This window comes from Arcticibacterium sp., assembly GCF_055134445.1.
Map to the genome: position 1 here is coordinate 1 of NZ_JBSRVI010000127.1, position 23,864 is coordinate 23,864.

Genomic DNA, 23,864 nt, shown 5'->3' on the forward strand with positions numbered 1-23,864 from the left:
GCCACTTCAAATTTAGCTGGAGAGGAAATACTTCTTTATAATGGAGGATATGGAGATGGCTTTTCTTTAGGTTCTAAAGGTGCATATTTATCTGTAAACGGTCCGTGTGTTGAGTCATTGATCAAACACATTGATTCAGACCCAATTACATCTGGCTTGTATGAAGCTGGAAGTCAATTGCTCAGCAAAGGAAAAGTAAGATCAGGTTTTAACGTAAATTTTAGTGCGGGTAACAGTATCATTTTGGAGCCAGGTTTTATCGCCGAAAACAATGCTTTGTTTTTAGCCATAATAAAAAATTGTTTAACAAATCCAATTAATTATTGATGGAAATATCGGGCAGTTTTAGTTACATTAATTGTAGAGGACCATTAATGTAACACTTATAGAAAGGTAAGTAGCCTTACAAACCCTTTTGTCTTGAGATTTAAAGAAATCATTGAAGTCCATACCAAATTCTTATAATTCATTTATATAAGTCCGGAAATACTTTTTCTTGTTTAATCTGCTGCAGACAACATTTAGTCCTAAACCATTCATACATTTCATAATCCAAATTTCCTGATAGTATAACTTCTGTTTAGTTTCTAAAACCGATTCGGGGGGGAGTACTATTTTATGGCTAAAATTCAGGCATAAGGTTTTGTTCAATTGAGCAATGAGAGGGAGAGGCCGTTCTGTTAAAGAAGATTGAATGATATACCATTATTAAAGAGGTATTTCTTCACATCCTTATGGATCTTAACTTTGAATTGAATCGTATTTTATTTGGCAGGATATTGATGACCAAATTAAGCTTTATGCAAGAAAAAACGGATTAACAAAGCTTAAGAATGCGAGTAGAGCAATTAATTATAATCATATTATAACCTGCTGAAGATCATAAATATTTGTTAAATTTCTTATCAACTTCGAACCGAACAAAAGGATAAACTATGAAAAAGATAATACTTGCAACAGACTTTTCGAAAGGTGCTTCTAAAGCGGAAGAAATGGCTATCTCCCTAGCTAAAAAACATATGTCTGAAATTATTATTCTCCATTGTTCCTCTCCAACTTATGTTGACCCTACCATACCTGGTGGGATGGTAGTGGTACTCGACGTAGAATTAGAAAAGCAGTTTGAGGAGAGACTTGCCGCTAAAGCTCGAAGCTTCCAAGAAAAAGGCGTTCGTACAACTTATAAGTTTAGCACAAGAAGTGTTATCCAAGGCATTAAAAGCTTAGTAGAAGAACATGAAGCGGATTTTGTAATTATGGGAAAAACGGGTTCCACAGGATTTATAGATAAATTGATTGGCAGTACTGCAGAATATGTTATTAATAATATCACAATTCCCCTGCTGGTTGTTCCTGAAAAGGCAAAATCCATCACTATTGACAGGCTTCAGTACGCCACAGAATTGGAATATGATGAAAAGGAAATATTAGGGGAGGTATTCGCGATAGCTCGAAAACTAAAAGCCGAAGTGGATCTGGTTAATATTTCGTCTGATAAGCAACTGGATCTCATGGACAATGGTGAACTCATTAAAGACATGAAAACCGCCTTTCCTAATGAGAACTTTAAGATAAAATCGGTAAGGTCAAATAGCGTAGAAAAAGCAATTCTAGAGCTTTCAGAAGTGCATGAAAATACCGCTTTAGTGGTTGCTTCACACCACAGAGGTTTCTTAGATGGTATTCTCAAACCAAGTGTGAGTAAAAGTCTTATTTCAAGAACGACCGTACCTACTTTTGTGTACCATTTTGAGTAAAAAGGGCATTAGAAGGGCTTATGATTGATTATTTCGCAAATAAACCTGGTAAGAATAAGGATAGTTGCGGTATTAATGTAACTAATATCAGAACCAAGAAACTCACAAAAAGAAATGGTAGTGCGGCTTTACTGACCGTCCCGATAGAGGTTTTGCCGATACTTGAGGCTACAAATAGACATACACCAACAGGTGGCGTTGTAAGTCCAATGATCAAATTCAGTACAGCAATAACAGCAAAATGAATAGGGTCTACGCCAACCGTCATAGCTACTTTTAATAAGATGGGAAATAGAATAAGTAAAGCGGCTATGGTCTCCATAAATGTGCCGACAAAAATTAATAATAGATTTATCAAAAGCAGCACCATGTATTTATTGGTACTAAAGTCTAGTATTTGATTTGATACGTATTGGGGCATCCGTTCAGTGATGAGAATCCATCCAAATAAATTGGCAAAACCCACAAGAACCATTAAGGAAGCAGAGGTTTTCATGGAATCTAATATGATGACTTGTACCTTTTTAAAGCTTAGGTTCTTATAAACATATCGCCCGATTATGTATGCGTAAAGAACTGCGATAATAGAGGCTTCTGTGGGTGTAAAAACTCCGCCAATAATCCCAAAGAGAATGATGATGGTCATCAGCAGTGCCCAAAAAGTATCAATTAAGCTTGTACCTATTTGTTTTAAGGTACTTTTAGCATGCTTAGGATAGTTTCTTTTTACGGAAATAAAATAGGCCACCAGCATAAGACCTATGCCAAGAAGAAATCCTGGAATAGCTCCTGCCAAAAAAAGTTTTCCTACGGATAAGCCACTCAATGTGGCTGCAATAATCATAGGCACACTAGGAGGAATTATGGGGCCAACCGTAGATGAAGAGGCGGTAACGGCACAAGAAAAACCGTCGTCATATCCTTCTTTCTTCATGGCCGGAATGAGTACAGACCCAATACTGGCAGTATCTGAGACCGCTGTGCCAGAAATGCCGGCGAACAACATGGATGCACCTATATTGGCTAAAGAAAGTCCTCCTCTGATATGACCTAGAAGACTATTACAAAAAGCAATGATTTTGGTGGTTAATCCACCATGATTCATAAGGTTACCGGCTAAAATAAATCCTGGAATGCTTAAAAGCACAAAGACATCTATGCCAGAGAACATTTTCATAGGAATGATAATTAAAGGGATGCCCTCACCAAGAATATATACCAAACATGAAAGCCCCAAGGCAAGAGCAATAGGGAATCTTAATATCAAAGTCAAAAGAAAAATAATAAATACCAGCCAGATCATTTATATCTTTTTAAAAGTTCAAGAAACGAGTAATAGGCCATTGCCGCCGACATGATGACCATAGAAAAAAAAGTGAGGCTCATGGATATGCCTAGGGTTGCGGAGATCTCAGGAAGTCCTAGTTTTACAAATAGGACAGAATGGTATAACATCAACCCAAATAAGCCAAAAGTAACAAGATAGATAAACGATAAAAGCCTTTCTTGTAAGCTAGGTTTTAATCGCTCAAAAAGTATATCCAGGTAAACAAAATAATTGTCTTTTAAGGCCAATCCTGATGCAAAAGAGATGGTATAAAGAAAGAACAAACGAGATGCCTCTTCCGTCCAAGCGGGAGTATTAGACATGAAAAACCGAGCATAAATCTGTAGTATCACACTGCCAATAAGACCATAGGTGCTAATTAATGTTCCGTATTTAAGGAATCTTCCGATTGCGATTTTTATCATATTATTCCTTTCTTGATTCAATTATTTGCTGATACACGACCTGCATTTCAGGCGATAGACTTTCATAAATGGCCTTTTCACATTTTTTTGCAAACGCGGCTTTGTCAACTTCTATAAATTCCATACCTTTTTTCTTTAATTCGTCTTTTACCTTGAGCTCACTTTCAATGAATAGCTTATGTTCAAAAGTTTGCATATCCTTAGCTGCTTCAAGAAATATTACTTTTAAATCTTCAGGCATTTTTTGAAACTGTTTTTCACCTATTAACGGATAGCCCCAACTCATCACGTGCTCTGTTTCATTAACATATTTCTGAACCTCCGGAAAGCCAGCACTCAAGATAAGTGAATAGGGATTTTCAAGAGCCTCAATGGTACCCTGTTGTAATGATGTAAACACTTCAGATAAGGCCATTGGAGTAGGTTTAGCTCCCATTGCACTCCAGGCTGTAACAAAAGAAGGAACACTAGGCACTCTAAGAATTAGACCATTTAGATCGTCTGGGTGCCTGATAGGCCTGTTAGAGGTCAGTTGACGTGGGCCGCGTATAAAATATGTTATGGGTCTAAGGCCTGTCCCCTCAATTATTTCTCTCTCAATTCGCTTGCCAATGGGTCCATTAATGAATTTTTCCTGCTCCTCGTAACTTTGTAAGAGAAAAGGCAATTCACAGAAGGCGGCTATTTCAACCCAATTACTCAGTAAAGACCCAGAAATAGTCATTTCAATGACCTCTGCCTGAATCAATCTGATAGATTCCATTTCTTTGGCTAATTGTTCAGCGTCATATACTTCTAATTTTATTCTACCGTTAGAACGCTCCTCCAGTATTTCGCTGAAATAAATGAATGCTTTATTCCAAGTATGATCCTCATTAAAAACAAGACTCGCATGCAATAAAATCTCGGGTTCATTTTTAGACTTACATTGGATACTACAAAAAATTAAGAAAATGAAACTTGAAAAGAGTAGGAGATTTCTCCATTTAGGAAGATTATATAAAGAAGTAGTTCTCTTAATTTTCATGTAATAATATATTCCACGAATGTAATCATGAATATGATACTATTGAATGAAACAATTGAATTTTAACTAGACAAGAACTGGATTGAGGCTTATAATGTACTTAAAAAGGCTTTGCTAGGCTTTCAAAAGAACAATAGGCTTATTTGTTGGGTCAGATGAATAGTTCGTCAATGGAAGCAAAGCTCAAAGCCCACACTACCCATGAATACTTTCCGACTTACCATAATTGGCAATAATCTCCGACTCAAAAGCCAACCATTCTCTCCAGCGAGTTTCTACGTCAATTCCTACCCCATATTTACGAGCATAAGTAATGAAGGTGGTATAATGTCCGGCCTCACTTTCCATGAGTTCTCTATAAAATTTGGACAACTCCTCATCTTCAATGTTTTCTGAAAGCACCTTGAAACGCTCACAGCTACGGGCTTCTATCATCGCAGAAAATAGCAATCTTTCTACCAAACCAGATACACGTGTGCCGTCATTATTCCTTTTCATATATTGAACCAATTCGCCTACGTAATGGTCTTTGCGTTCTCTTGCCAGTTTCAATCCTCTTTTCTTGATGATTTCGTGCACCATCTGAAAGTGCTCAATTTCCTCTTTGGCAAGAGCCAGCAAGTCGGTCACTAAATCCGGATGTTCAGAGTTGTTAGCCACAATGGTTATGGCGTTTGTAGCAGCCTTTTGCTCACACCAAGCATGGTCAGAGAGAATCTCCTCTATGTTTTTCTCAACAATATTCACCCATCTAGGGTCAGTAGGTAATGTTAAACGTAATACAGACATGCAATTTTTTTTAAATATGATTGGTGGTTTCAATCTAAATTGTCATTCAAAACCATCATTAAATACAAAGTAAAAGATTTGTTATAGAATGCTCTGCATGTTTTTAGGTTTATGTCTTTTCTGTTTCAGCATACGCCCCAGCCGATATATGTACCCGCTAAGTAAATAGATAGTTTACTGAAATTTAGAAATGCTGATTTTCATTTGTACGGAACAATGTTGTTTTCAGGAAGTATATGACAGATATGAGGTCGGGAGATTCTCAGTAAGCCAAGTAGAGAGTTTAAGTATATTCGTCTACACAATACATGTGAAAACTACTTTTTTTATTGTTTGGTCGCCAAAGAAATCTTTTTAAATTAATTTCAATCGAGTTTCGATACTTTTCTGACCAAAACGACTTGAAATAAGTGGGTATTGTATAATTAATTCATAAAATTATACTGTAAAAATTATTGTTTAACCCAAAATATGTGACGTCATATGATGAAAATCTACCCCCCACAAAACGGATTTTATCGCCGTATTAGTTTTTTTATGTTAAGCTTTGTCCTCTCCATTTCTTCTATCATCGCTCAGGATGGTGCAAGAAAAGTGTCTGGTGTTGTTATTGACAATACTGGAGATGAAATTGTGGGAGCAACCGTACAAATCAAAGGAACTTTTAAAGGAACATCTACTGATGAACAAGGAAAGTTTTCTTTAGAAGTGCCTAATGCTCAGTCTGTTTTAGTTTTTACGTTTGTGGGTTTTAGCCCACAAGAGGTTATTGTCGGAAATCAATCATCCCTAAAAGTTGAATTGGTATTGGATAGCAAAACCTTTGATGAGGTGGTAGTAGTTGGTTATGGTACTCAGAAAAAAGTTAACCTAACTGGTGCCGTAGGTGTGGCTAGTTCAGAACGTATCGAAAAAAGAGCCATTGCCTCTACAGGTGAGGGTTTACAAGGTGTCATTCCAAATTTAAATGTTAATGTGCGTAATGGAGATCCATCTGCACCTATCACTTTTAACATTCGAGGGTATGAGTCTATCAACGGTGGTTCGCCGCTTATTTTGGTAGATAACGTACCAATGGATTTAAACAGAATAAATCCGAATGATATTAAAAGTGTGAGTGTATTGAAGGATGCCTCCGCTGCTGCAGTTTATGGTGCTAGAGCGGCTTTTGGTGTAGTTTTAATTGAAACTAAAAAAGGAAGTGAAGGAAAGGTAAGAGTAAGTCTTAACTCTCAGTTTTCTTTGGCAAAACCGATTTTTAATATGGACGTGGTAACAGACCCTTACACTTTTGTAACGGCTAGAAATGATGCCAATATCAGAACGAATGGTACACCTAGTTATAATCCCGATTTCGTGGCTGCAGTAAAGAAATATTCAGACAATCCTACGTTTGAAAATTCTTGGGGCGTAGTTAATGGTGATCTTCAATTCTACGGTTTTAATGATTACCAAAATCAGATTATGACAGATTATGCTCCAACAAATCAGCATGATTTATCCATTTCTGGTGGTACATCAAATACGAGTTATTATGTATCATTTGGCCATTTTTCTAAGGATGGATACTTAAAACCAGGAAATAATGAGACGTTTAACCGAAATAACGTACTCATGAAAGCTGATTTTAAAGTAAACGATTGGCTTACCTTAAATGAAAAAGTGGTATTTAATCAACAAAACTCTGATAAACCACATTTTTATAACTGGGATGTAAACATTAACTCCCTGGCTAGAGTAAATCCGATCACTGCGATTCAGTTTCCTGATCTACCTTTCTATGTGACACAAGGTGACAGAGAGAAATATGAGCCTTTAATTGGTAAATATTTCGGTGGTACTAACTTCTTTCCATATTTATTGGATGGTGGTAGAGAAACCTTTACCAATAACGATACATGGTTAACCCAAGGAGTAACTATTACGCCTTTGAAAGGCTTGAAAATAATAGGAAACTATTCTTATAATATTTTCGGAAGAGAATATAAGGATGTCCAAAGTAAAATTGAAATAGTGTCAAGTGATCTGCTTGATCCAAATCCAATTTCAAATGGATTTAGTGGAGACGATTGGATAAGGAATACCAACCAAAATAATAGGTATTCTGTTCTAAATATTTTTGGAGAATATGAGTTTCCGATGTTACCTACCAATCATAGTTTAAAAGTAATGATGGGTTTCAATCAGGAATCTGGAAACTATAGGGTAGTAAGTGCAAGGGCAAGAAAGTTGATCACACCTTTAATTACCAATATCAATGCCACTACGGGTGTGCAAGAAACATCCGGTGGAGAAGAGGAATTTGCTTTAAGAGGAGCTTTTTATCGTCTTAACTATATATTTAAAGACAAGTACCTGTTGGAATTTAATGGTAGATATGACGGTTCTTCAAGGTTTCCATCAGAAAGTAGATTTGGATTTTTCCCTTCAGTTTCGGCAGGTTGGAGAATTAGTGGAGAAGACTTTATGGAAGGAACTGCTGATTGGTTAGAGAATTTAAAGCTTCGAGCTTCTTATGGTACTTTGGGTAATCAAATTCTAAAAAACGGCGACAATCAAGTCTATTATCCTTATATCCCATCTTTAGGTTCTGGTTTTTCCCCATATATGTTCCAGGGTTCCACCATACCTTATGTGGCGGCTGCGGGATTGGTGAGTCCTTCTCTTACTTGGGAAAGCGTGGTTTCTCAGAATATTGGACTGGATATGACGCTGCTTAAAGGCAGAATGGACGCTTCATTTGATATTTATACTAGAGATACTAAAAACATGCTAATGAATGTATCTTATCCAGATATCTTAGGAACAGCGGCCCCAAAAGAAAATGCAGCGGATCTAAGAACCAAAGGTTGGGAAATGTCGCTGACTTGGAGAGATAAAATCAAGAGTAACTGGAAATATGACGTTACCCTAGCACTTGCCGATTCCAAAGCAGAGATTACGAAGTTTGAAAATCCTACAGGTGCAATCAATGGTACTTACAGAGTAGGGCAACAACTCGGTGAGATTTGGGGATTCAAAACGGTAGGCATTTTCCAGACAGAAGAAGCCATTAAAAATGCTCCAGACCAATCTAGGATAGGTAATAACTGGCGACCAGGCGATGTACAGTATGCCGATTTAAATGGCGATGGTGTCATCAGTTTTGGTAGCAACACGGTTGAAGATCCAGGAGATAGGACTATCATTGGTAATTCTTCGCCAAGATATTCCTTCGGTATTAATGGTGGACTAAGCTATAAAAACTTTAAAGTGACAGCTTTCTTCCAAGGAATTGGTAGTATTGATCATTGGCCTACTTCCGGAAACTGGACTTGGTTCTTCCCTTATAATGCAGGTCATGTGGAAAATTACTACATCACAGAAACATGGACAGAAACCAATCGAGACGCTTATTTTCCGGCGGCACATATATCTACTAATGACAAGAAAAACGTACAACAACAGTCTAGATACCTTCAAAACGCGGGCTATATAAGATTGAAAAATCTTATGTTTTCATATGACATGGCTCAAAATATAGTGAGTAAAGTAGGGCTGCAAAATGCTCAGATTTTTGTCAGTGGTATGAATCTTTGGGAATTCACCAAATTGAGAAAACCTCTTGATCCAGAGACTATTCAATCGGGAGCCATTGAATATCCAATGCAGCGTATTTTCACTTTAGGCTTAAGCGTTTCTTTATAATTAAAATTGAATGAATAAGATGAGATATATAAAAATTAAATTATTGCTTTTTCTTATGGTCTCTTTTATAATGGGCTGTAATGACGAGTATCTTGAAAGAGTACCATTAGATCAAATTACAAATGATACTTTTTGGAATTCTGAAAACGACCTGGCGGTCTATAATAATAGCATTTACGATTTAGCTCGTAATGATGATAATGTTCCTATTTTAATGGGTCATTTTGACGGCTTTAACAGTCACCTTATAAGCTTATGGTATCTTGATGAATTGTCGGATAATGCTACCTCGCGTCATGCTAGGCATACTTATCATATGCAAATCAGATCGGGTAAGCATAATACACCAGTAAACCCTGATTTGATGGGTTATAAAGGGTGGAATTTCGTGAGGGCTATTAATGTGGGTATGGCTAATTACAAAAAAGCTAAAGTAACAGAAGCCATACGTAATAAATATATAGCAGAAGCTAGGCTTTTTAGAGGGTGGTTTTATGCAGATAAAGTAAGCAAATATGGTGATGTTCCTTACATTGAAACCGAATTGAATACAGAATCTGAAGAGCTTTTTGCAGAAAGAATGCCAAGAGAGCAAGCGATGGATAAGATACTGGAAGATCTGACATTCGCTGCGGCTAATCTTCCAGAAAATTGGGGAGATGGTGGTGCTCCTGGGAGATTAAATAAGTGGGCGGCCCTTTTAGTTAAGGCACGTGTTTGTTTGTTTGAAGGTACTTGGAGAAAGTATCATGGTGGTTCAAATGCGGATAAATGGTTGCAAGAAGCCGCCGCAGCTACAAAACAGATAATGGATAATGGCCCATATAGATTGTTTAGCACAGGAAATCCAAATACAGATTATAATAGCTATATGCGTATTATAGATGTAACAGGTAATCCTGAAGTGATGTATTGGAGAAAGTATAAATTGGGCGTTTTCAATAATCACGTACAAAGCTATTTTGAGTATCATGGTGGAGCGACAAGAGATTTTGTAGAAGATTATCTTTGCACTGACGGTTTGCCAGCGAGTTTGTCGCCCTTGTATAAAGGTGATGCATCTATAGAGAATGTTTTTGAGAATAGAGATCCTAGATTGCGTCAAACCATACTTCATCCAGCAGATTCTAAAGTTTATAAGTTTCATAATGCGGATGGTAGAGATTATCCTAGAATAACAGGAATGGCCGGTGGACGTGTGACAAATACAGGATATCATGTGATTAAAAATTATAATGCAGATGATATGATCGGTAAAGCATATAATACCGCTGAGTCTCCGGCAATTATTCTTCGATTTGCCGAAGTACTCCTTATTTATGCCGAAGCCAAGGCAGAACTTGGTACTATTTCTCAGTCGGATTTAGATTTATCTATCAATAAATTAAGAGCTAGAGTAGGTATGCCTTCCATGACATTAGGTAATATACCTGTAGATCCTAAGTTTACTGCTGATGGCATTAGCCCACTTCTTGCTGAAATCAGAAGAGAGCGTAGAATTGAATTATTCAATGAAGGCTTTAGATATGATGATCTAAGAAGATGGAAGCAAGGGAAGAAATTGACCAAGAAATCTTTGGGCTTAGCTATGGACGCTACGCAAAAAGCACGATATGCGGGTTTCAATGTGAGGCTTTATAAAGATGCTAATGGCAAAGAGTATTTAGATCCTTATGCGGGTTCAGACTTTGCAGAACCAGTGTTTGATGAAAGCAAGCATTATTTATGGCCTATACCTTTAAATGTGTTGGCTCAAAATCCGAATATTGGGCAAAACCCTGGTTGGCAATAAAAACGACCAATTTTAATTTAAGAAATCCCTTCTTTCTAATAAGAGAAGGGATTTTTTTGTGAGGTTTTTTTTATTCCTTTGAACCTGCTTAATGCATTAGAAATCCTATCGTACCCGAAGCTAAATTGCTTCCCTTCGGCCAGCTTATGCTAACACAAATCAATACAGTTCGACAAGCTCAGTACAGTCGTAAACCCATTTAATCTCAATCACCCAAACCCTTCGACATTAGCACAGTGAAAACCGCTAAGCTAATCTTGTTTAAATGTCTGGTTTTAAAACTCATTACGATTCTCCAAATCATAAACCGATAAATATCACGGCAAACGGTGATGTAACAGCAATAGCGAAAATGGAATTTTGTATCTAAAAATTAACGCTATGAAAAAAAAATATCGTTTAATCTTAGTATTGATGCTTGGCTTTGGATTATTAAATTCGAAAGCTCAAAATGTAAAAGTAGTAGACAGTCCCAAAGGAAATGTTATCAGTAACATGGGCGGGTCAGACAATCCCGAAAACTCCTCAATTCTTGAAATAAGAAGTAAAGATAAAGGTATGCTAATACCTAGGATGTCAGGGGCACAGCGAACAGGGATTTCTCGTCCTGACACGGGATTAATGGTTTTTCAGACACTTCCTGATATCAGTACAAGAAGTTTTCCAGGGCTTTATATTTATTCTTCTGACAAGATATGGGAGCGATTAGCGACTTCTTCGGAAGCCAGTTGGACAAAACTAGGAGATGACCAATACCATAAATTAAGCGGTAATGTAGGAATAGGTACAACCGCTCCAAACGAAAAACTTGAAGTAAAAGGTAAATTAAAATTATCAAACAGTACCAGCAATAGTCTGATAATGAATGCTGACCCTTTGTTTGGTAACTATATTGAGTTTAAAGACGGAACCACTAATAATGCCAAAATAACCGAATCAGCTGGGACGCTTTCTTTTTCGTCGCTTGGTCATGTAGGTCATCTTAAATTATATCCAAACGGTAATATTAATACTGGTTTAGGTACGGCTTTCAGTATAAATGGAGCAGGAAATTCTGAACCCACACTCGAGCTCCAGGATGATTCACCAGAAATTCATTTTAAAGTTGGAGCCAGTAGCAAAGGCAGATTTTACGTTGCTTCGAATCACTTTTATATGGGGACAAGTCAGGGCAACAGTACTGGAAGTTTGAGATTTATGACTAACAATACGACTAGAGTAGTGGTGGACCCTGATGGTAATTTCGGAATCAACACCACTAGCCCAACTGAAAAATTACATGTCAATGGTAATGGCGTATGGAATGCTACCGATGCTATTTTGAAGTTACAGACAGTTGGTGTAGACAAGGGATTTATACAGCTTTCAGGTGACAATCTGAGGATGGGTACTTTTTCTGGAAATAGTGGCGGTCATTTTATTGTGAGAGTAGCGGGAGGTGATAGGGTAGATATTAGCCCATCGGGGAAGGTCAATATCACGAACGAGCTAGTGGTAAATCAAAAACTTACCGTTAATGAAAGTTTGGAGGCCATAAAAATAAATGGGGATAATCCGGCTATTAATTTCTTTGAGTCTGGTACGCAACGAGCTTATGTGTGGGCGGTAGACAATGACCTTAATATTGGGGTTTCAAATGGAAGTGGTAAAATAAATATGATCGCCAGTCAATTTCAAATTGGAACCTCGGTGAATGTACCCAATGGTTACAAAATGGGTGTAGGTGGTAAAATTATCTGTGAAGAACTAAAAGTAAGGCTACAATCTGCAGGTTGGCCTGATTATGTTTTTGACCAAAAATATAAATTGTCGCCTTTATATGAACTGGAAAAATATATAAAAGAACACCGTCACCTGCCTAATATTCCCTCGGCCATAGAAATTGAAAAAGAAGGAATAGAAGTAGGTGAAATGCAAAGAAGAACCATGGAGAAAGTGGAAGAACTTACGCTATATATCATTGAGCTAAAAAAGGAAATTGACGAACTAAAAGCCTCTCAGAAATGAAAAAAATTATCATATTTTTCGCAGCAATCGCTTTTAACGCCGAAGCCCAGCAAGATCAGTTTCAATGCTTTACTCCTGCTGAGCTAAAGGCTTTCAAGGAGCATATTGTTTCTTTAAAAAAAGCCTACCTAGAATCCAATTTGGGGTCTAATTCAAATTATCGAATGAGGAACACCAATGAGGGACATGTACTTTTGGGTTGGCCAATTCAAGCATCTTCTGACTATGATTTTACATATGATAGTTTTGTGATTAGTAACTTTGTAGATCAAAATAGCGTTTCAGATCCCGAAGGGGATGATGACGTGCGAGAGCCTGAATTTATAGAGGATTATAACTGTGGCAAACGTACTTATGATAGGCATGATGCCGAGGATATCGCATTATTTCCATTTTCATGGCGAATGATGGCAAATGAATCGGTGCAAATAGTAGCTGCTGCTCCAGGAACTATAATTGAAAAAGTCAATGGTAATGATGACATGAGCTGTGAAGTGAATGGAGCAGGTAGTGCCAATTATGTTAGTATTTTACATGATGATGGAACTACCACCAACTACCTTCACATGAAAAATGGCAGCCTAACTTCAAAACCTAAATTTTCTAGGGTAGCTGAAGGCGACTATTTGGGTCTAGTTGGAAGCTCAGGCCGATCTACAGGGCCTCATCTTCATTTTTCCGTGTATGATATCAATGACGATCTCATAGACCCATTTACTGGCGACTGTAATCTTTTAAATAACGATAGCTGGTGGAAAAATCAAAGGCCATACAAAGAGGCAGGAATAAACAGAATCATGACTCACATAGCTACACCTGTTATTGGTAACTGTTATGGCAGGGAATCTGCAGGCTTTACAGCTGAAAATGTTAATGAATTTAATCAATTTCCATCAGGAGCCAGTTTTAAAGTTTCGGTGGCATTCAAAGATATTCAAAGTTTCGATGAAGTAACTTTCCAGCTTATTAAGCCCAATGGCGATTCCTATAGTTCTTGGTCCCATCAATTTGTTCAGGAAAGAACCTCTTATTTACACATAAGTAGCCATCAGTTGCCCAATGGCAATACGGGTACTTGGATTGTGAAGGTGGTTTATAGGAACAAGAATTATTATCACTTTTTTACGGTAGGTTGTAATAGCAACGAAATCGTATTTGGCAATGCTACAGGAAGCAAAGGTTATATTGCTGGAAGTGCAATTACATCCTCGGTAGAACACTTTACCAATGACCAAACAAGAGTACTTTATCAAGCAAATGAAGAAATTGTTTTTACCCCTGGTTTTGAAATTAAATCAGGTGCTACTATGAAAGCCCGCATAAAAGCCTGTGATTATGTAGAATAAAATCAGTGAAAGCGGACTCAAAAACACTGATTTAAGTTTAAATTTGGTAGTATATGTAATCAGCCATTGGGGAAATGTAATATACTAATATGCTATTTCTTATTAATGCTTTTTTTTAGCATCAAACTAGAACTGTGTGCTCAAAATAATGTCAACGAAAGCATTAGTAATCGAAAAACTATAGATTCCTTATATCAGGAAGCTTCTGCTTTACGCAAGAATTCGGATTGGATAGGCTTGATTGAGTTTGGGGATAAAAACTTAGCCTATTTAGAAAATCCGAAACATAATTTCACAGCTTATCAAAAAAGTATGATAACTGATGAAGTGGTTTATGCTTATATTTTTCTATCCGATTTATATCAAGTAAAAAAAATCTGTTTAGCAGCAATCGAAGATTTAAAAAAGGAAAATAGTTCTCAGGTTTACAAGGAGCAAATCGCTCAGGTTTATCTTAGTTTGGCACGCGGATATGGCTACAATGAAGCGTTCAAAGAAAGCATGAAATATTTAGACTCCGCCAGCTTTTATCTGCTAAATTCCAACGATGAAATAAAAAAGTTCTATGTAAAAAATGATATTGTAAGCATATACATAGAACTATCCGAGATTGATAAAGCTTTTGAATTGGCAAAAAAATGCTTTGATTTTTTCGAAGGAAGGCCAAGTAACAGAGGATTAGCAGAAGTTGAAATGTTGTTGGGGAGAATTTATTTAAGAAAGAAAGATTACTCAAAAAGCATTTATTTTTCTAATTCGTCTGTAACGAAAACGGAAGATCCAAGAATACTGTATCGTAGTCACCAAAACTTGTATGAATCTAATAAATCAATAAAGGAAGAGGGTTTGGCACTCTATCATTTTGAATTGTATCACAAATATTTGAGTCAAATATTCAATGTCAAAATAGCCAATGATAAATTGGCATTTGAGAAGAGGATATTAGAACAAAAATCTGAAGCTGATTTACAAATACAAAAGCAAAAAGCGGAAGTTCAAAAGGCATTAAAAAATTATTTTCTTGTGGCTAGCTTCCTAATTACACTGGTGGCCCTAACCCTGTTTAGAAGTAGGCAGGTTTTACATAGAAAAAATAAAGAAATAGCGATACAAAAAACTAAAATAGAGGATCTTAATTCTGGGTTGGAACAAAAAATTATAGATCGAACATCCGAGTTGCAGACAGCCTACGATGATATTAAAAATGCTATGCAAAAGGGGCAAAATATTGAACGAAAAAGAATAGCGGTTGACTTGCACGACAATCTCGGTAGCTTACTATCTGCGGTCTCGATTAGCTTAGAAACTTTAGATATTGAAGGATTAAACCCCCATGAAAAACAATTGTATCGTAAAATTGCCTTATTGATAGATGATGCATATGCTGAGGTTCGGAGTTTGTCACATAATCTACAACCAGCCGATATAGAAAAAGGACTATTGGGCGAAGCTCTGAATAAGTTAGTAGATAAACTCAATGCACAAAGTCGCCTTTATATACATATCAATAACGAATTAGGGAGTCGTGTTTTTCCGAAAGGTATTTCCTTGAATGTTTATGCCGTAGTACTTGAGCTATGCAACAATATGTTAAAGTATTCTGGTGCTGAGGAAGGCCAAGTTCAGGCTTATTTACAAAACCAGGAACTTGTGATTAAGGTCTCAGATGAAGGGAAAGGCTTAATTATAGCGAAGAAAGGCCAGGGACTTCAAAATGTAGAGCAAAGAATCGAAGAAATTAATGGGCAAATCACCCTTGTGCATGGACTACAGCAAAATACGGAATATGAAATCCGCATACCTTTAGATTATAATTCAATAAGTTGATTTAGTAAAGCGTATTTCAAAAGGCCAAAGGAATTTTTAACACCTGTTTTTTTGAAAATATTTTTTCTATGGGTTTCTACTGTATTTAATGAAATGCAAAGTTTATCGGCAATCTTGAGAGAACTGTATTCTTCCGCTATTAATTTGATCACTTCAATCTCTCTAGTACTTAATGAATCATGCGATAGTTGGTCATGTTTTTTTAATTTTTGATGTACCGCAGGGAAATAATATTTATCGCCCTTCGCTATCGTATTTATGGCTTGTTCAAAATCAACTTTTTTTGCATTTTTTAGCAAGTAACCCTTTGCTCCAGCTTTGAAGGCTGCTTTTATAGTTTCAATATTTTCAACCATGGTGAGCATCAAAACGGAAATTTCGGAATGTTTTTCAAGAACCTTTTTGGTCAATTCCAAACCGCTCATTTCGGGCATTTGATAGTCCGTAATTAATATATCACAAGGATAGAATGGTAGATTTCGTAAGGTTTCAGAGGGGGAGTCTGATTTAAAAACGAGCTCTACACCATCGATGCATTGTATTAAAAGAGCCAAGCTCTCTAAAAAAAGGGAGTGGTCATCAACGATACTTATTCTTATCTTCATTGATTTGCAATTTGGTCGGAAACCATGAATATTCAATCACCATTTACCGTGATTGTTTTAATCAGGCAAATTGGATTTCATAGCATTTGAATTTTCTTATTTCTAATATTTTGATTTCAAACAGTTCTGTTTTCGATGAATATTTGTAAATATAATAGTATGTCTAGCACAATTTAGAGCAATTGAATCTGAAACTTCAGGCTTCATAGGCTTATAATATAGTTGAAGTATCTGAGGTCTTTCTGGTGCTTTAGTTAACGTGACTCATTTTAAATTGGATGTATAAAATCCTATTTAAGTCAGGCATTCATTGTGATTTATTGCCTGAATGACGAGGAAAGTATTGCGGAATTTTGTAGTATCCATTTTGCGAGGAACAATTTAGAAGAAATTAAACTTAATGTAGTATCTGTGTTATCAATGAGAACAAATCGGGCTTTTTAATTTATAGAAATACCAACATTCCCAAAAAACCTTTTTCTTTGCATAGAATTTAGGTGTCGGTGAGCCGACATTAAACATCTGATTTAACAAGAAAAGCTAAAATCATAGACAATTAAAAAACAAACATGTCAAAAGTAATCATCATAGGTGCGGGCGGGGTAGGAACAGTAGTTGCTCATAAATGTGCCATGAATAATTCGGTTTTTACAGATATTATGTTGGCGAGTCGTACTAAATCAAAGTGCAATAAAATAGCGGCAGATATCAAAGAAATGCATGGTGTGGAAATTTCAACAGCCAGTGTAGATGCCGATAACGTGCCTGAATTGGTGGCTTTAATTAAGTCATTCGGTCCTAAAATGATCATCAATGTGGCATTGCCATATCAAGATTTGACTATTATGGATGCCTGCTTGGAAACAGGTGTACATTACATGGATACGGCTAATTATGAGCCTAAAGATGTAGCCAAATTTGAATACAGCTGGCAGTGGGCATATCAAGAGCGTTTTAAAGAAGCGGGGTTGATGGCACTTTTGGGCTGTGGTTTTGATCCAGGTGTTACGCAAGTATTTACGGCTTATGCCAATAAGCATTACTTTGACGAAATGCATTACTTGGATATTATCGACTGTAATGCAGGTGACCATGGAAAAGCTTTTGCTACCAATTTTAATCCTGAAATAAACATCAGAGAGATTACCCAGCCAGGAAGATACTGGGAAAACGGCGAATGGAAAGAAATAGAAGCTTTAAGTGTTCATAAGCCTATAGATTATCCAAATATTGGTGAAAAGGAATCTTACGTACTTTATCATGAAGAGTTGGAGTCTTTAGTAAAAAACTTCCCAACACTTAAGAGAGCTCGTTTTTGGATGACTTTTGGTCAAGCTTATATTACGCATTTACAAGTATTAGAAAATATAGGAATGACGAGCATAGCTCCAATCAATTTTCAGGGACAACAAATAATACCTTTAGAATTTTTGAAAGCAGTACTTCCGCCACCGGAGTCTTTAGGTGAGAATTATACGGGTCAAACGTCTATCGGATGTCAAATAAAAGGTATCAAAGACGGTAAAGACAGAACGTATTATGTCTGGAATAATAGTGACCATGCCTTGGCTTACAAAGAAGTGCGTTCGCAGGCGGTTTCTTATACCACTGGTGTGCCAGCTATGATAGGTGCCATGCTGATGCTAACTAACGAAGAATGGATGAAACCAGGGGTTTATAACTGCGAAGAACTAAACCCAGACCCTTTCATGGAAAAGTTAAACATTCACGGTTTACCATGGAATGAGAAGGTAGATATAGAATTACCGCATACGTATTAACTAGAACTATTAGTTTTATTTGAAAAAGACGCTTCCATAAGGGGCGTCATTTTTTGTTATGCAGAAGTTTAATGAATGTCTAAAATATCAATTTTCTCTACGGTCAATCCTCCGTTTGCCGTCTAGCCTAGACAAGGGCTCGTTATGGGATGTGGAGTTTAAAAATGTCAAAGTGTAAGACCGTTCTCGACGGCAAAGGTCGTTGCTTGGCTCCCCACCTGCTGTGTGGGCAGGGAACTGACAATAGTTATAAGGTTCAAACTAGAAGGGTATGACAATTAACTGTCAGTCCCGCCCATTGCGGGCAGGAAGCGACAGGCGAGGTCTTGTTATCATACATGGAGTTTAGAGTTGGAATATGAATTAAGATTTATTGATATTCAAAACCCAAAAGAAATGGTTTTTAAACGGTAATTTTGGACTATAAACTTCAACCCAAAAGTCCTTTCTATGATAAACAAACTACTTTTACCGCTATTCTTTTTTATTGCTTTGAGCACAACTGCCCAAAAAAAAACCAAATGGGATGTAACAGAACCTGTTCTTCCATATTCAGAAGTAAAAATAGAAACCGATGAAGGCACTTGGATGAACGTAGATGTCAGTCCTGATGGTCAGCAGCTGGTATTTGACCTCTTAGGAGATATTTATACAATGCCAGTTAAAGGTGGAGAAGCGAAATTAATAAGTGGCGGACATGCTTTTGAGGTGCAGCCTAGGTTTAGCCCAGATGGTAAGAAAATAAGTTTTACCAGCGATAGAGACGGAGCAGATAATATCTGGATGATGAATACAGATGGCTCAAATGCTAAGCAGATTACCAAAGAAGATTTTAGATTGGTTAATAATGCGGTTTGGAGTTTAGATGGCGATTACATTTTCTGTAAAAAGCATTTTAGCTCTGGACGTTCTTTAGGAGCAGGGGAAATTTGGATGTACCATACCTCAGGAGGGAAGGGGATTCAATTGACGAAAAGAAAGAACGACCAACAAGACGTAGGAGAGCCTTGGTTATCGCCCGATGGGAAATATGTTTATTTTAGTGAAGACATGTACCCAGGGGGTAGTTTTCAATACAACAAAGACCCCAACAGCCAGATATATGTCATTAAGAGATATGGTTTAGAAGATGGGAAAACAGAAACGGTCACAGGCGGTTCGGGTGGAGCTATTCGTCCAGTTATTTCGCATAATGGGGAGTTGATGGCATTTGTGAGACGCATCAGAGAGAAATCTGTTTTGTTTTTACACGACCTCAAAACGGGCAGAGAGTGGCCTATTTATGGAAAGTTAAGTCAAGACCAGCAAGAAACATGGGCCATTTTTGGAGCCTTTACAGGGTTTAACTGGACACCAGACGATAAACATATAATTGTCTGGGCTGAGGGTAAGATTAGAAAAATAGATGTGAGTTCTGGAGAAGCAAGTGTCATTCCTTTTAAAGCGAGTGCCAATCATAAAATAGTGAACGCTTTAAGGTTTAAAAACGAAGTAGCTCCAGACCAATTTACGGCTAAAGCAATCAGACATGCTGTTACATCACCAGATGGGAAACTTTTAGTTTTCAATGCGGCGGGTTATCTATGGAAAAAGCAATTGCCTAATGGTAAACCGACTAGATTGACAAATAGCGAAGATTTAGAATTTGACCCTTCTTTTTCAAAAGATGGTACAAAGCTACTTTATGTCAGTTGGAATGATGAAAATATGGGAGCAATTCAGTTACTAGACTTGTCTAGTATTAATGCTCGGTCGCAAAAAATAAGCACAGAAAATGGTATTTATAGAATGCCTGCCTTTTCACCTTTAGAAGAAAATTTGGTTGTTTTTCAAAAGGAAGGCTCCAGTAGGGAGTTGGGTTATGAGAACACGAAGTACCCTGGTATTTACCTCTTAAATACCAATACCAAGAAAATAGAAAAGGTGACAGACGAAGGTGATTTTCCGTCTTTTAGCCAAAATGGAAAACGAATTTATTATCAATCTGGCGGTCTGACCAAAACCTTATGTTCTGTAAACTTGGCAGGCGAAGACAAGAAGGAATTGGTAAAGTCAAAATATGCTTTCAGGCTGCTACCAAGTCCTGATGAGAAATGGGTGGCCTTTACAAACTATTTTAAGCTATACGTAGCTGCAATGCCTCAAACGGGTCAAACGATTGAAATAGATAATGATGCCAAGAATTTACCTATAGCCCAACTAGCGAAAGACGCCGGAATTAACATACACTGGTCGGCTAATAGTGAAAAGCTCCATTGGACGCTGGGAGATGAATATTTCAGTAAAGAAATTAAGGAACGTTTTGCTTTTTTACCCGGTGCTCCAGATTCCATTGCAGGGCTAGATTCTGTAGGTTTAAGAATAGAACTTCTAATAAAAGCAGATAAGCCAGAAGGGAAAATAGCCTTCACAAATGCCCGAATTATCACCATGAAAAATGACAAGGTCATTGAAAACGGTACAGTGCTTATAGAAGGAAATAAAATATTGGGTGTAGGACGAGTTTCTATTCCAAAAGATGCTAAGGTTATTGATGTCACTGGCAAAACCATCATGCCTGGTTTTATTGATGCACATGCTCACTTAGGGCAGTTTGGAACCGGTCTTAACCCTCAAAAGCATTGGGAGTATTATGCTAATTTAGCCTATGGAGTCACCACTACACATGACCCTTCATCGAGTTCAGAGTTGGCTTTTTCACAATCTGAAATGGTCAAGGCCGGGAATATGGTTGGGCCTAGAATTTTTACAACCGGTACTATTTTGTACGGAGCAGATGCTCTTTTTAAAGCCAATATCAATGATTTTGAAGATGCCAAATCGGCCGTTTATAGAACTAAGGCTTTTGGTGCATTTACGGTGAAAAGTTATAACCAACCCCGTAGAAATCAACGCCAGCAGGTCATTAAAGCTGCTCACGATTTAAAAGTGGGTGTGGTTCCAGAAGGAGGTTCCACTTTCTACCATAATTTGAGTATGATATTGGACGGGCACTCCAGCATTGAACATAATATTCCGGTGGCACCCTTGTACAAAGATGTTATTCAGCTTTGGGGAGCTAGCAAAACTTCTTATACGCCTACCTTAATTGTGAATTATGGTGCAATCAATGGGGAGTATTATTGGTATCAAAATACCAATGTTTGGGAAGACAAGAAACTGTTAACTTTTACACCGAGAGAGGTCATAGATGCTAGGGCAAGACATAGAACCATGATTCCGATGCAAGAATATGAAAATGGCTATATCAAAGTCTCAAAAAGTGCCAAGAAGTTAAATGACGCTGGGGTTAGGGTGAATCTTGGAGCTCATGGGCAGCTTCAAGGGCTCGGAGTGCACTGGGAATTATGGATGCTAGCACAAGGTGGCATGACCAATATGGAGGCCTTAAAAGCGACAACTACAAACGGTGCTTTACTCTTAGGAATGGAAGATGAAATAGGTTCCCTAGAAAAAGGAAAACTAGCCGATCTGATAGTTTTGGATAAAAACCCTTTGGAAAATATCCGAAACTCAAATTCTGTTATCTGGACAATGATAAATGGCAGACTTTATGATGCCAATACCATGCATGAAAAAGGTAATTATGATAAACCCAAAGGTGTTTTCTTTTGGGAGGAGGAAAATGCTGTTTTAAACTTTGATAAATAGGGATTAAGCATCTTATTGGCACTCCTGGGGTAAAACAAAGCCTATAACTAAATATTTAGTTATAGGCTTTGTTTCTTGAAATATTCCATCTACATTAGGTCTAAGAAGGGCCGGCTTCCTGTATTATACTAGTTAATTTCTTATTAAATATTCCAGGATTTCTGGCAGGGGATTTCTTTGACCAAAAAACAAATTTCAATAATGAAAAACTTACAAACACTGGATGATATAATATTTGAAAATAGGAATAAAGCATATGGTGCTTATGACCTTCGTAAGAAGTATAGTTCACATTTATCAAAAGCTTTTGTCCTTGGGGTTTCTGGTGTATTATTTATATCATTGAGTAGCTTTTTTGTGGTGAAGTCTCAAAAGGCACCAAAGGTTATAGATGACGCCCCGTATAGAGTACACGATATAGAAAACTGGTACGAACCACCGATAGAAATACCCAAAGAAAAAGAGGTGGCACTTCCAGTAAAACAGGAAGTATTAAGACAGGTAGTTATTCCGGAATTAGTAGAACCAGTACCGGACACTAAGGAAATTGTAGAAGCGGAGGTTCCTACGGACAAAGAAATTGAAACTGCTGTAATCAGTACCAATAAACAAGAAGGAAAGCCTTCTGAGCATGTTTTTGAGCTCTCTGGGCCCATATTTCTGGAAGGTTTAGCGATTGCACCCGAACCTCCAAAAGAGTCCAAAGAAGAAGTAGCGTTTTCTAGGTCGGAGATCATGCCGGAATTTAATGGTGGCCTGAAGAAAATGTATAAATGGTTAGGGAATAATCTGCAATACCCCAGAAACGCCTCGGTAAATGGGATAGAAGGTAAGGTTATTGTCACCTTTATTGTGGAAAAAGATGGAAGCATCTCAGATGTTAAAGTCTTAAAAGGGATAGGTTTCGGCTGCGACGAAGAAGCGGAACGGGTTATTAAAAAAATGCCAAAATGGAAAGCAGGTATTCAAAATGGGAAGACTGTGAGAGTGAAGTACACTATTCCATTAAATTTTCAAATCAATAATTAACTATAAGTGCCCCAAATGTCGAGTTTGGGGCACTTTTTTGTTCTGAAGTAGACAAGGCAGAATTTTAGGAATTATGTCTTAATAATTGTATTATTGCTAGATATAGTTTAAACATTAGGTTTTTAGGATATGAGTATGAAAAAGTGGGCTTTTGGGATAAAGGGCAAAGTGAAAATTGCGGCAGTGATGACTGTTGTATTGTCTTTGTTGTTATGGAACAACCTTATGGATAGAAAAAGAATAGGTCAGTTGCAGTCCTCTTTTTCGGCTATCTATGAGGATAGGCTTATGGTAGAGAGTTTTATTTTTGAACTGTCTTCTATTTTGCATGAAAGAGAAGAGTTAGTCAATAACCTTATTTCAGAGGGTGTAAACAGTCAAAAAAAAGCACACCTGAATGCTTTGGACCAAAAGATGGATGGTTTAATTACAAATTATTCTGAAACTAAATTTACGGATTTAGAAGCCAGTGTTTTTCAAGAATTCCGTTTATTGATCCCATCTATTTCTGTCATTGGAAACCAATTAGACCTAAATGCCAATGGTGTATCTCAGAAGAATAAGTCACTTACCAGTAAGGCTTTGGCTAATTTGGCGGTGCTGTCTAATATTCAGACCGCCGAAGGGCAGCGTCTCATTGAGGAGTCCAACGGTATCATGCTACAGAAGAAATCTTCTGCTCAGTTTGAAATCATTTCTTTGATAGCCTTGGCTGTTATCATCCAAGTTTTGCTATTCTCTTCTGCTTCTTTATTAGAAAAAATCCAACATAAACCGCACTTGAACTAAGAGAAATTGCAAATTTGCAGGAAAA

General features: G+C 37.2%; 16 protein-coding genes. 11 read left to right on the top strand and 5 right to left on the bottom strand.

The features are described from left to right. Together ACTBZY_RS16410 and ACTBZY_RS16415 are read left to right on the top strand one after the other, a co-directional pair. A partial coding sequence (locus ACTBZY_RS16410) for a 3-coathanger stack domain-containing protein (protein WP_463047432.1) occupies positions 1-327 on the top strand: 327 nt, incomplete at its 5' end. A 608-nt stretch (positions 328-935) separates the two neighbouring features. Then, complete coding sequence (locus ACTBZY_RS16415) at positions 936-1,757, top strand: universal stress protein (protein WP_463047434.1); 822 nt, start codon at positions 936-938, stop codon at positions 1,755-1,757. 28 nt (positions 1,758-1,785) lie between these two features. On the opposite strand, the gene ACTBZY_RS16420 is transcribed toward ACTBZY_RS16415, so the two are convergent. The 4 genes from ACTBZY_RS16420 to ACTBZY_RS16435 all read right to left on the bottom strand — a co-directional run bounded on the left by ACTBZY_RS16420 (position 1,786) and on the right by ACTBZY_RS16435 (position 5,325). Continuing rightward, positions 1,786-3,060, bottom strand: a complete 1,275-nt coding sequence (locus ACTBZY_RS16420; RefSeq protein ID WP_463047435.1) for a TRAP transporter large permease — start codon at positions 3,058-3,060, stop codon at positions 1,786-1,788. After that, the gene (locus ACTBZY_RS16425; RefSeq protein WP_463047436.1) at positions 3,057-3,509 is read right to left on the bottom strand and encodes a TRAP transporter small permease; all 453 of its coding nucleotides are present in this window, start codon (positions 3,507-3,509) and stop codon (positions 3,057-3,059) included. Before ACTBZY_RS16425 ends, ACTBZY_RS16420 begins: the two co-directional genes overlap by 4 nt. Before the next feature lies 1 nt (position 3,510). Further along, positions 3,511-4,536 carry a TRAP transporter substrate-binding protein gene (locus ACTBZY_RS16430; RefSeq protein WP_463047437.1) on the bottom strand — a complete coding sequence of 342 codons (1,026 nt, stop codon included), beginning with the start codon at positions 4,534-4,536 and terminating at the stop codon, positions 3,511-3,513. Positions 4,537-4,731: 195 nt separating this feature from the next. Continuing rightward, a complete protein-coding gene (locus ACTBZY_RS16435) occupies positions 4,732-5,325 on the bottom strand; it encodes a MiaE family protein (RefSeq protein WP_463047438.1) in 594 nt (197 codons plus the stop codon). A 483-nt stretch (positions 5,326-5,808) separates the two neighbouring features. Here ACTBZY_RS16435 and ACTBZY_RS16440 point away from each other — a divergent pair, with 483 nt between their 5' ends. From ACTBZY_RS16440 to ACTBZY_RS16460, 5 genes are all read left to right on the top strand, one after another. Further along, positions 5,809-9,012, top strand: coding sequence for a SusC/RagA family TonB-linked outer membrane protein (locus ACTBZY_RS16440; protein WP_463047439.1), 3,204 nt, complete (start codon positions 5,809-5,811; stop codon positions 9,010-9,012). Positions 9,013-9,031: 19 nt separating this feature from the next. Then, the gene (locus tag ACTBZY_RS16445) at positions 9,032-10,804 is read left to right on the top strand and encodes a RagB/SusD family nutrient uptake outer membrane protein (RefSeq protein ID WP_463047440.1); all 1,773 of its coding nucleotides are present in this window, start codon (positions 9,032-9,034) and stop codon (positions 10,802-10,804) included. A gap of 381 nt (positions 10,805-11,185) precedes the next feature. Continuing rightward, on the top strand, positions 11,186-12,811 hold the full coding sequence (locus ACTBZY_RS16450) for a hypothetical protein (RefSeq protein ID WP_463047441.1): 1,626 nt from the start codon (positions 11,186-11,188) through the stop codon (positions 12,809-12,811). Beyond that, positions 12,808-14,157: a M23 family metallopeptidase gene (locus ACTBZY_RS16455; RefSeq protein WP_463047442.1), complete on the top strand. Its 1,350-nt coding sequence runs from the start codon at positions 12,808-12,810 to the stop codon at positions 14,155-14,157. The genes ACTBZY_RS16450 and ACTBZY_RS16455 overlap by 4 nt, the downstream gene beginning before the upstream one ends. A gap of 105 nt (positions 14,158-14,262) precedes the next feature. Continuing rightward, complete coding sequence (locus ACTBZY_RS16460) at positions 14,263-15,984, top strand: sensor histidine kinase (RefSeq protein ID WP_463047443.1); 1,722 nt, start codon at positions 14,263-14,265, stop codon at positions 15,982-15,984. Here the strand turns inward: ACTBZY_RS16460 and ACTBZY_RS16465 are convergent. Beyond that, positions 15,966-16,589 carry a response regulator gene (locus ACTBZY_RS16465; RefSeq protein ID WP_463047444.1) on the bottom strand — a complete coding sequence of 208 codons (624 nt, stop codon included), beginning with the start codon at positions 16,587-16,589 and terminating at the stop codon, positions 15,966-15,968. The two genes, ACTBZY_RS16460 and ACTBZY_RS16465, sit on opposite strands and share 19 nt — an antisense overlap. 569 nt (positions 16,590-17,158) lie before the next feature. Here ACTBZY_RS16465 and ACTBZY_RS16470 point away from each other — a divergent pair. From ACTBZY_RS16470 to ACTBZY_RS16485, 4 genes are all read left to right on the top strand, one after another. Further along, positions 17,159-18,370 (top strand): saccharopine dehydrogenase family protein, encoded by a 1,212-nt coding sequence (locus tag ACTBZY_RS16470; protein ID WP_463047445.1) that lies wholly within the window; start codon positions 17,159-17,161, stop codon positions 18,368-18,370. A gap of 450 nt (positions 18,371-18,820) precedes the next feature. Continuing rightward, positions 18,821-22,021: an amidohydrolase family protein gene (locus ACTBZY_RS16475; RefSeq protein ID WP_463047446.1), complete on the top strand. Its 3,201-nt coding sequence runs from the start codon at positions 18,821-18,823 to the stop codon at positions 22,019-22,021. 201 nt (positions 22,022-22,222) lie between these two features. After that, a complete protein-coding gene (locus tag ACTBZY_RS16480; protein WP_463047447.1) occupies positions 22,223-23,050 on the top strand; it encodes an energy transducer TonB in 828 nt (275 codons plus the stop codon). Between the two features lie 129 nt (positions 23,051-23,179). Next, positions 23,180-23,839, top strand: a complete 660-nt coding sequence (locus ACTBZY_RS16485; protein WP_463047448.1) for an MCP four helix bundle domain-containing protein — start codon at positions 23,180-23,182, stop codon at positions 23,837-23,839. Positions 23,840-23,864: the final 25 nt, after the last annotated feature.

Excerpts from the sequence above, each read along its gene's own strand:
- ACTBZY_RS16415 (WP_463047434.1), top strand. The coding sequence starts at position 936 with ATGAAAAAGATAATACTTGCAACAGACTTTTCGAAAGGTGCTTCTAAA.
- ACTBZY_RS16420 (WP_463047435.1), bottom strand. The coding sequence starts at position 3,060 with ATGATCTGGCTGGTATTTATTATTTTTCTTTTGACTTTGATATTAAGA.
- ACTBZY_RS16425 (WP_463047436.1), bottom strand. The coding sequence starts at position 3,509 with ATGATAAAAATCGCAATCGGAAGATTCCTTAAATACGGAACATTAATT.
- ACTBZY_RS16430 (WP_463047437.1), bottom strand. The coding sequence starts at position 4,536 with ATGAAAATTAAGAGAACTACTTCTTTATATAATCTTCCTAAATGGAGA.
- ACTBZY_RS16435 (WP_463047438.1), bottom strand. The coding sequence starts at position 5,325 with ATGTCTGTATTACGTTTAACATTACCTACTGACCCTAGATGGGTGAAT.
- ACTBZY_RS16440 (WP_463047439.1), top strand. The coding sequence starts at position 5,809 with ATGATGAAAATCTACCCCCCACAAAACGGATTTTATCGCCGTATTAGT.
- ACTBZY_RS16445 (WP_463047440.1), top strand. The coding sequence starts at position 9,032 with ATGAGATATATAAAAATTAAATTATTGCTTTTTCTTATGGTCTCTTTT.
- ACTBZY_RS16450 (WP_463047441.1), top strand. The coding sequence starts at position 11,186 with ATGAAAAAAAAATATCGTTTAATCTTAGTATTGATGCTTGGCTTTGGA.
- ACTBZY_RS16455 (WP_463047442.1), top strand. The coding sequence starts at position 12,808 with ATGAAAAAAATTATCATATTTTTCGCAGCAATCGCTTTTAACGCCGAA.
- ACTBZY_RS16460 (WP_463047443.1), top strand. The coding sequence starts at position 14,263 with ATGCTTTTTTTTAGCATCAAACTAGAACTGTGTGCTCAAAATAATGTC.
- ACTBZY_RS16465 (WP_463047444.1), bottom strand. The coding sequence starts at position 16,589 with ATGAAGATAAGAATAAGTATCGTTGATGACCACTCCCTTTTTTTAGAG.
- ACTBZY_RS16470 (WP_463047445.1), top strand. The coding sequence starts at position 17,159 with ATGTCAAAAGTAATCATCATAGGTGCGGGCGGGGTAGGAACAGTAGTT.
- ACTBZY_RS16475 (WP_463047446.1), top strand. The coding sequence starts at position 18,821 with ATGATAAACAAACTACTTTTACCGCTATTCTTTTTTATTGCTTTGAGC.
- ACTBZY_RS16480 (WP_463047447.1), top strand. The coding sequence starts at position 22,223 with ATGAAAAACTTACAAACACTGGATGATATAATATTTGAAAATAGGAAT.
- ACTBZY_RS16485 (WP_463047448.1), top strand. The coding sequence starts at position 23,180 with ATGAGTATGAAAAAGTGGGCTTTTGGGATAAAGGGCAAAGTGAAAATT.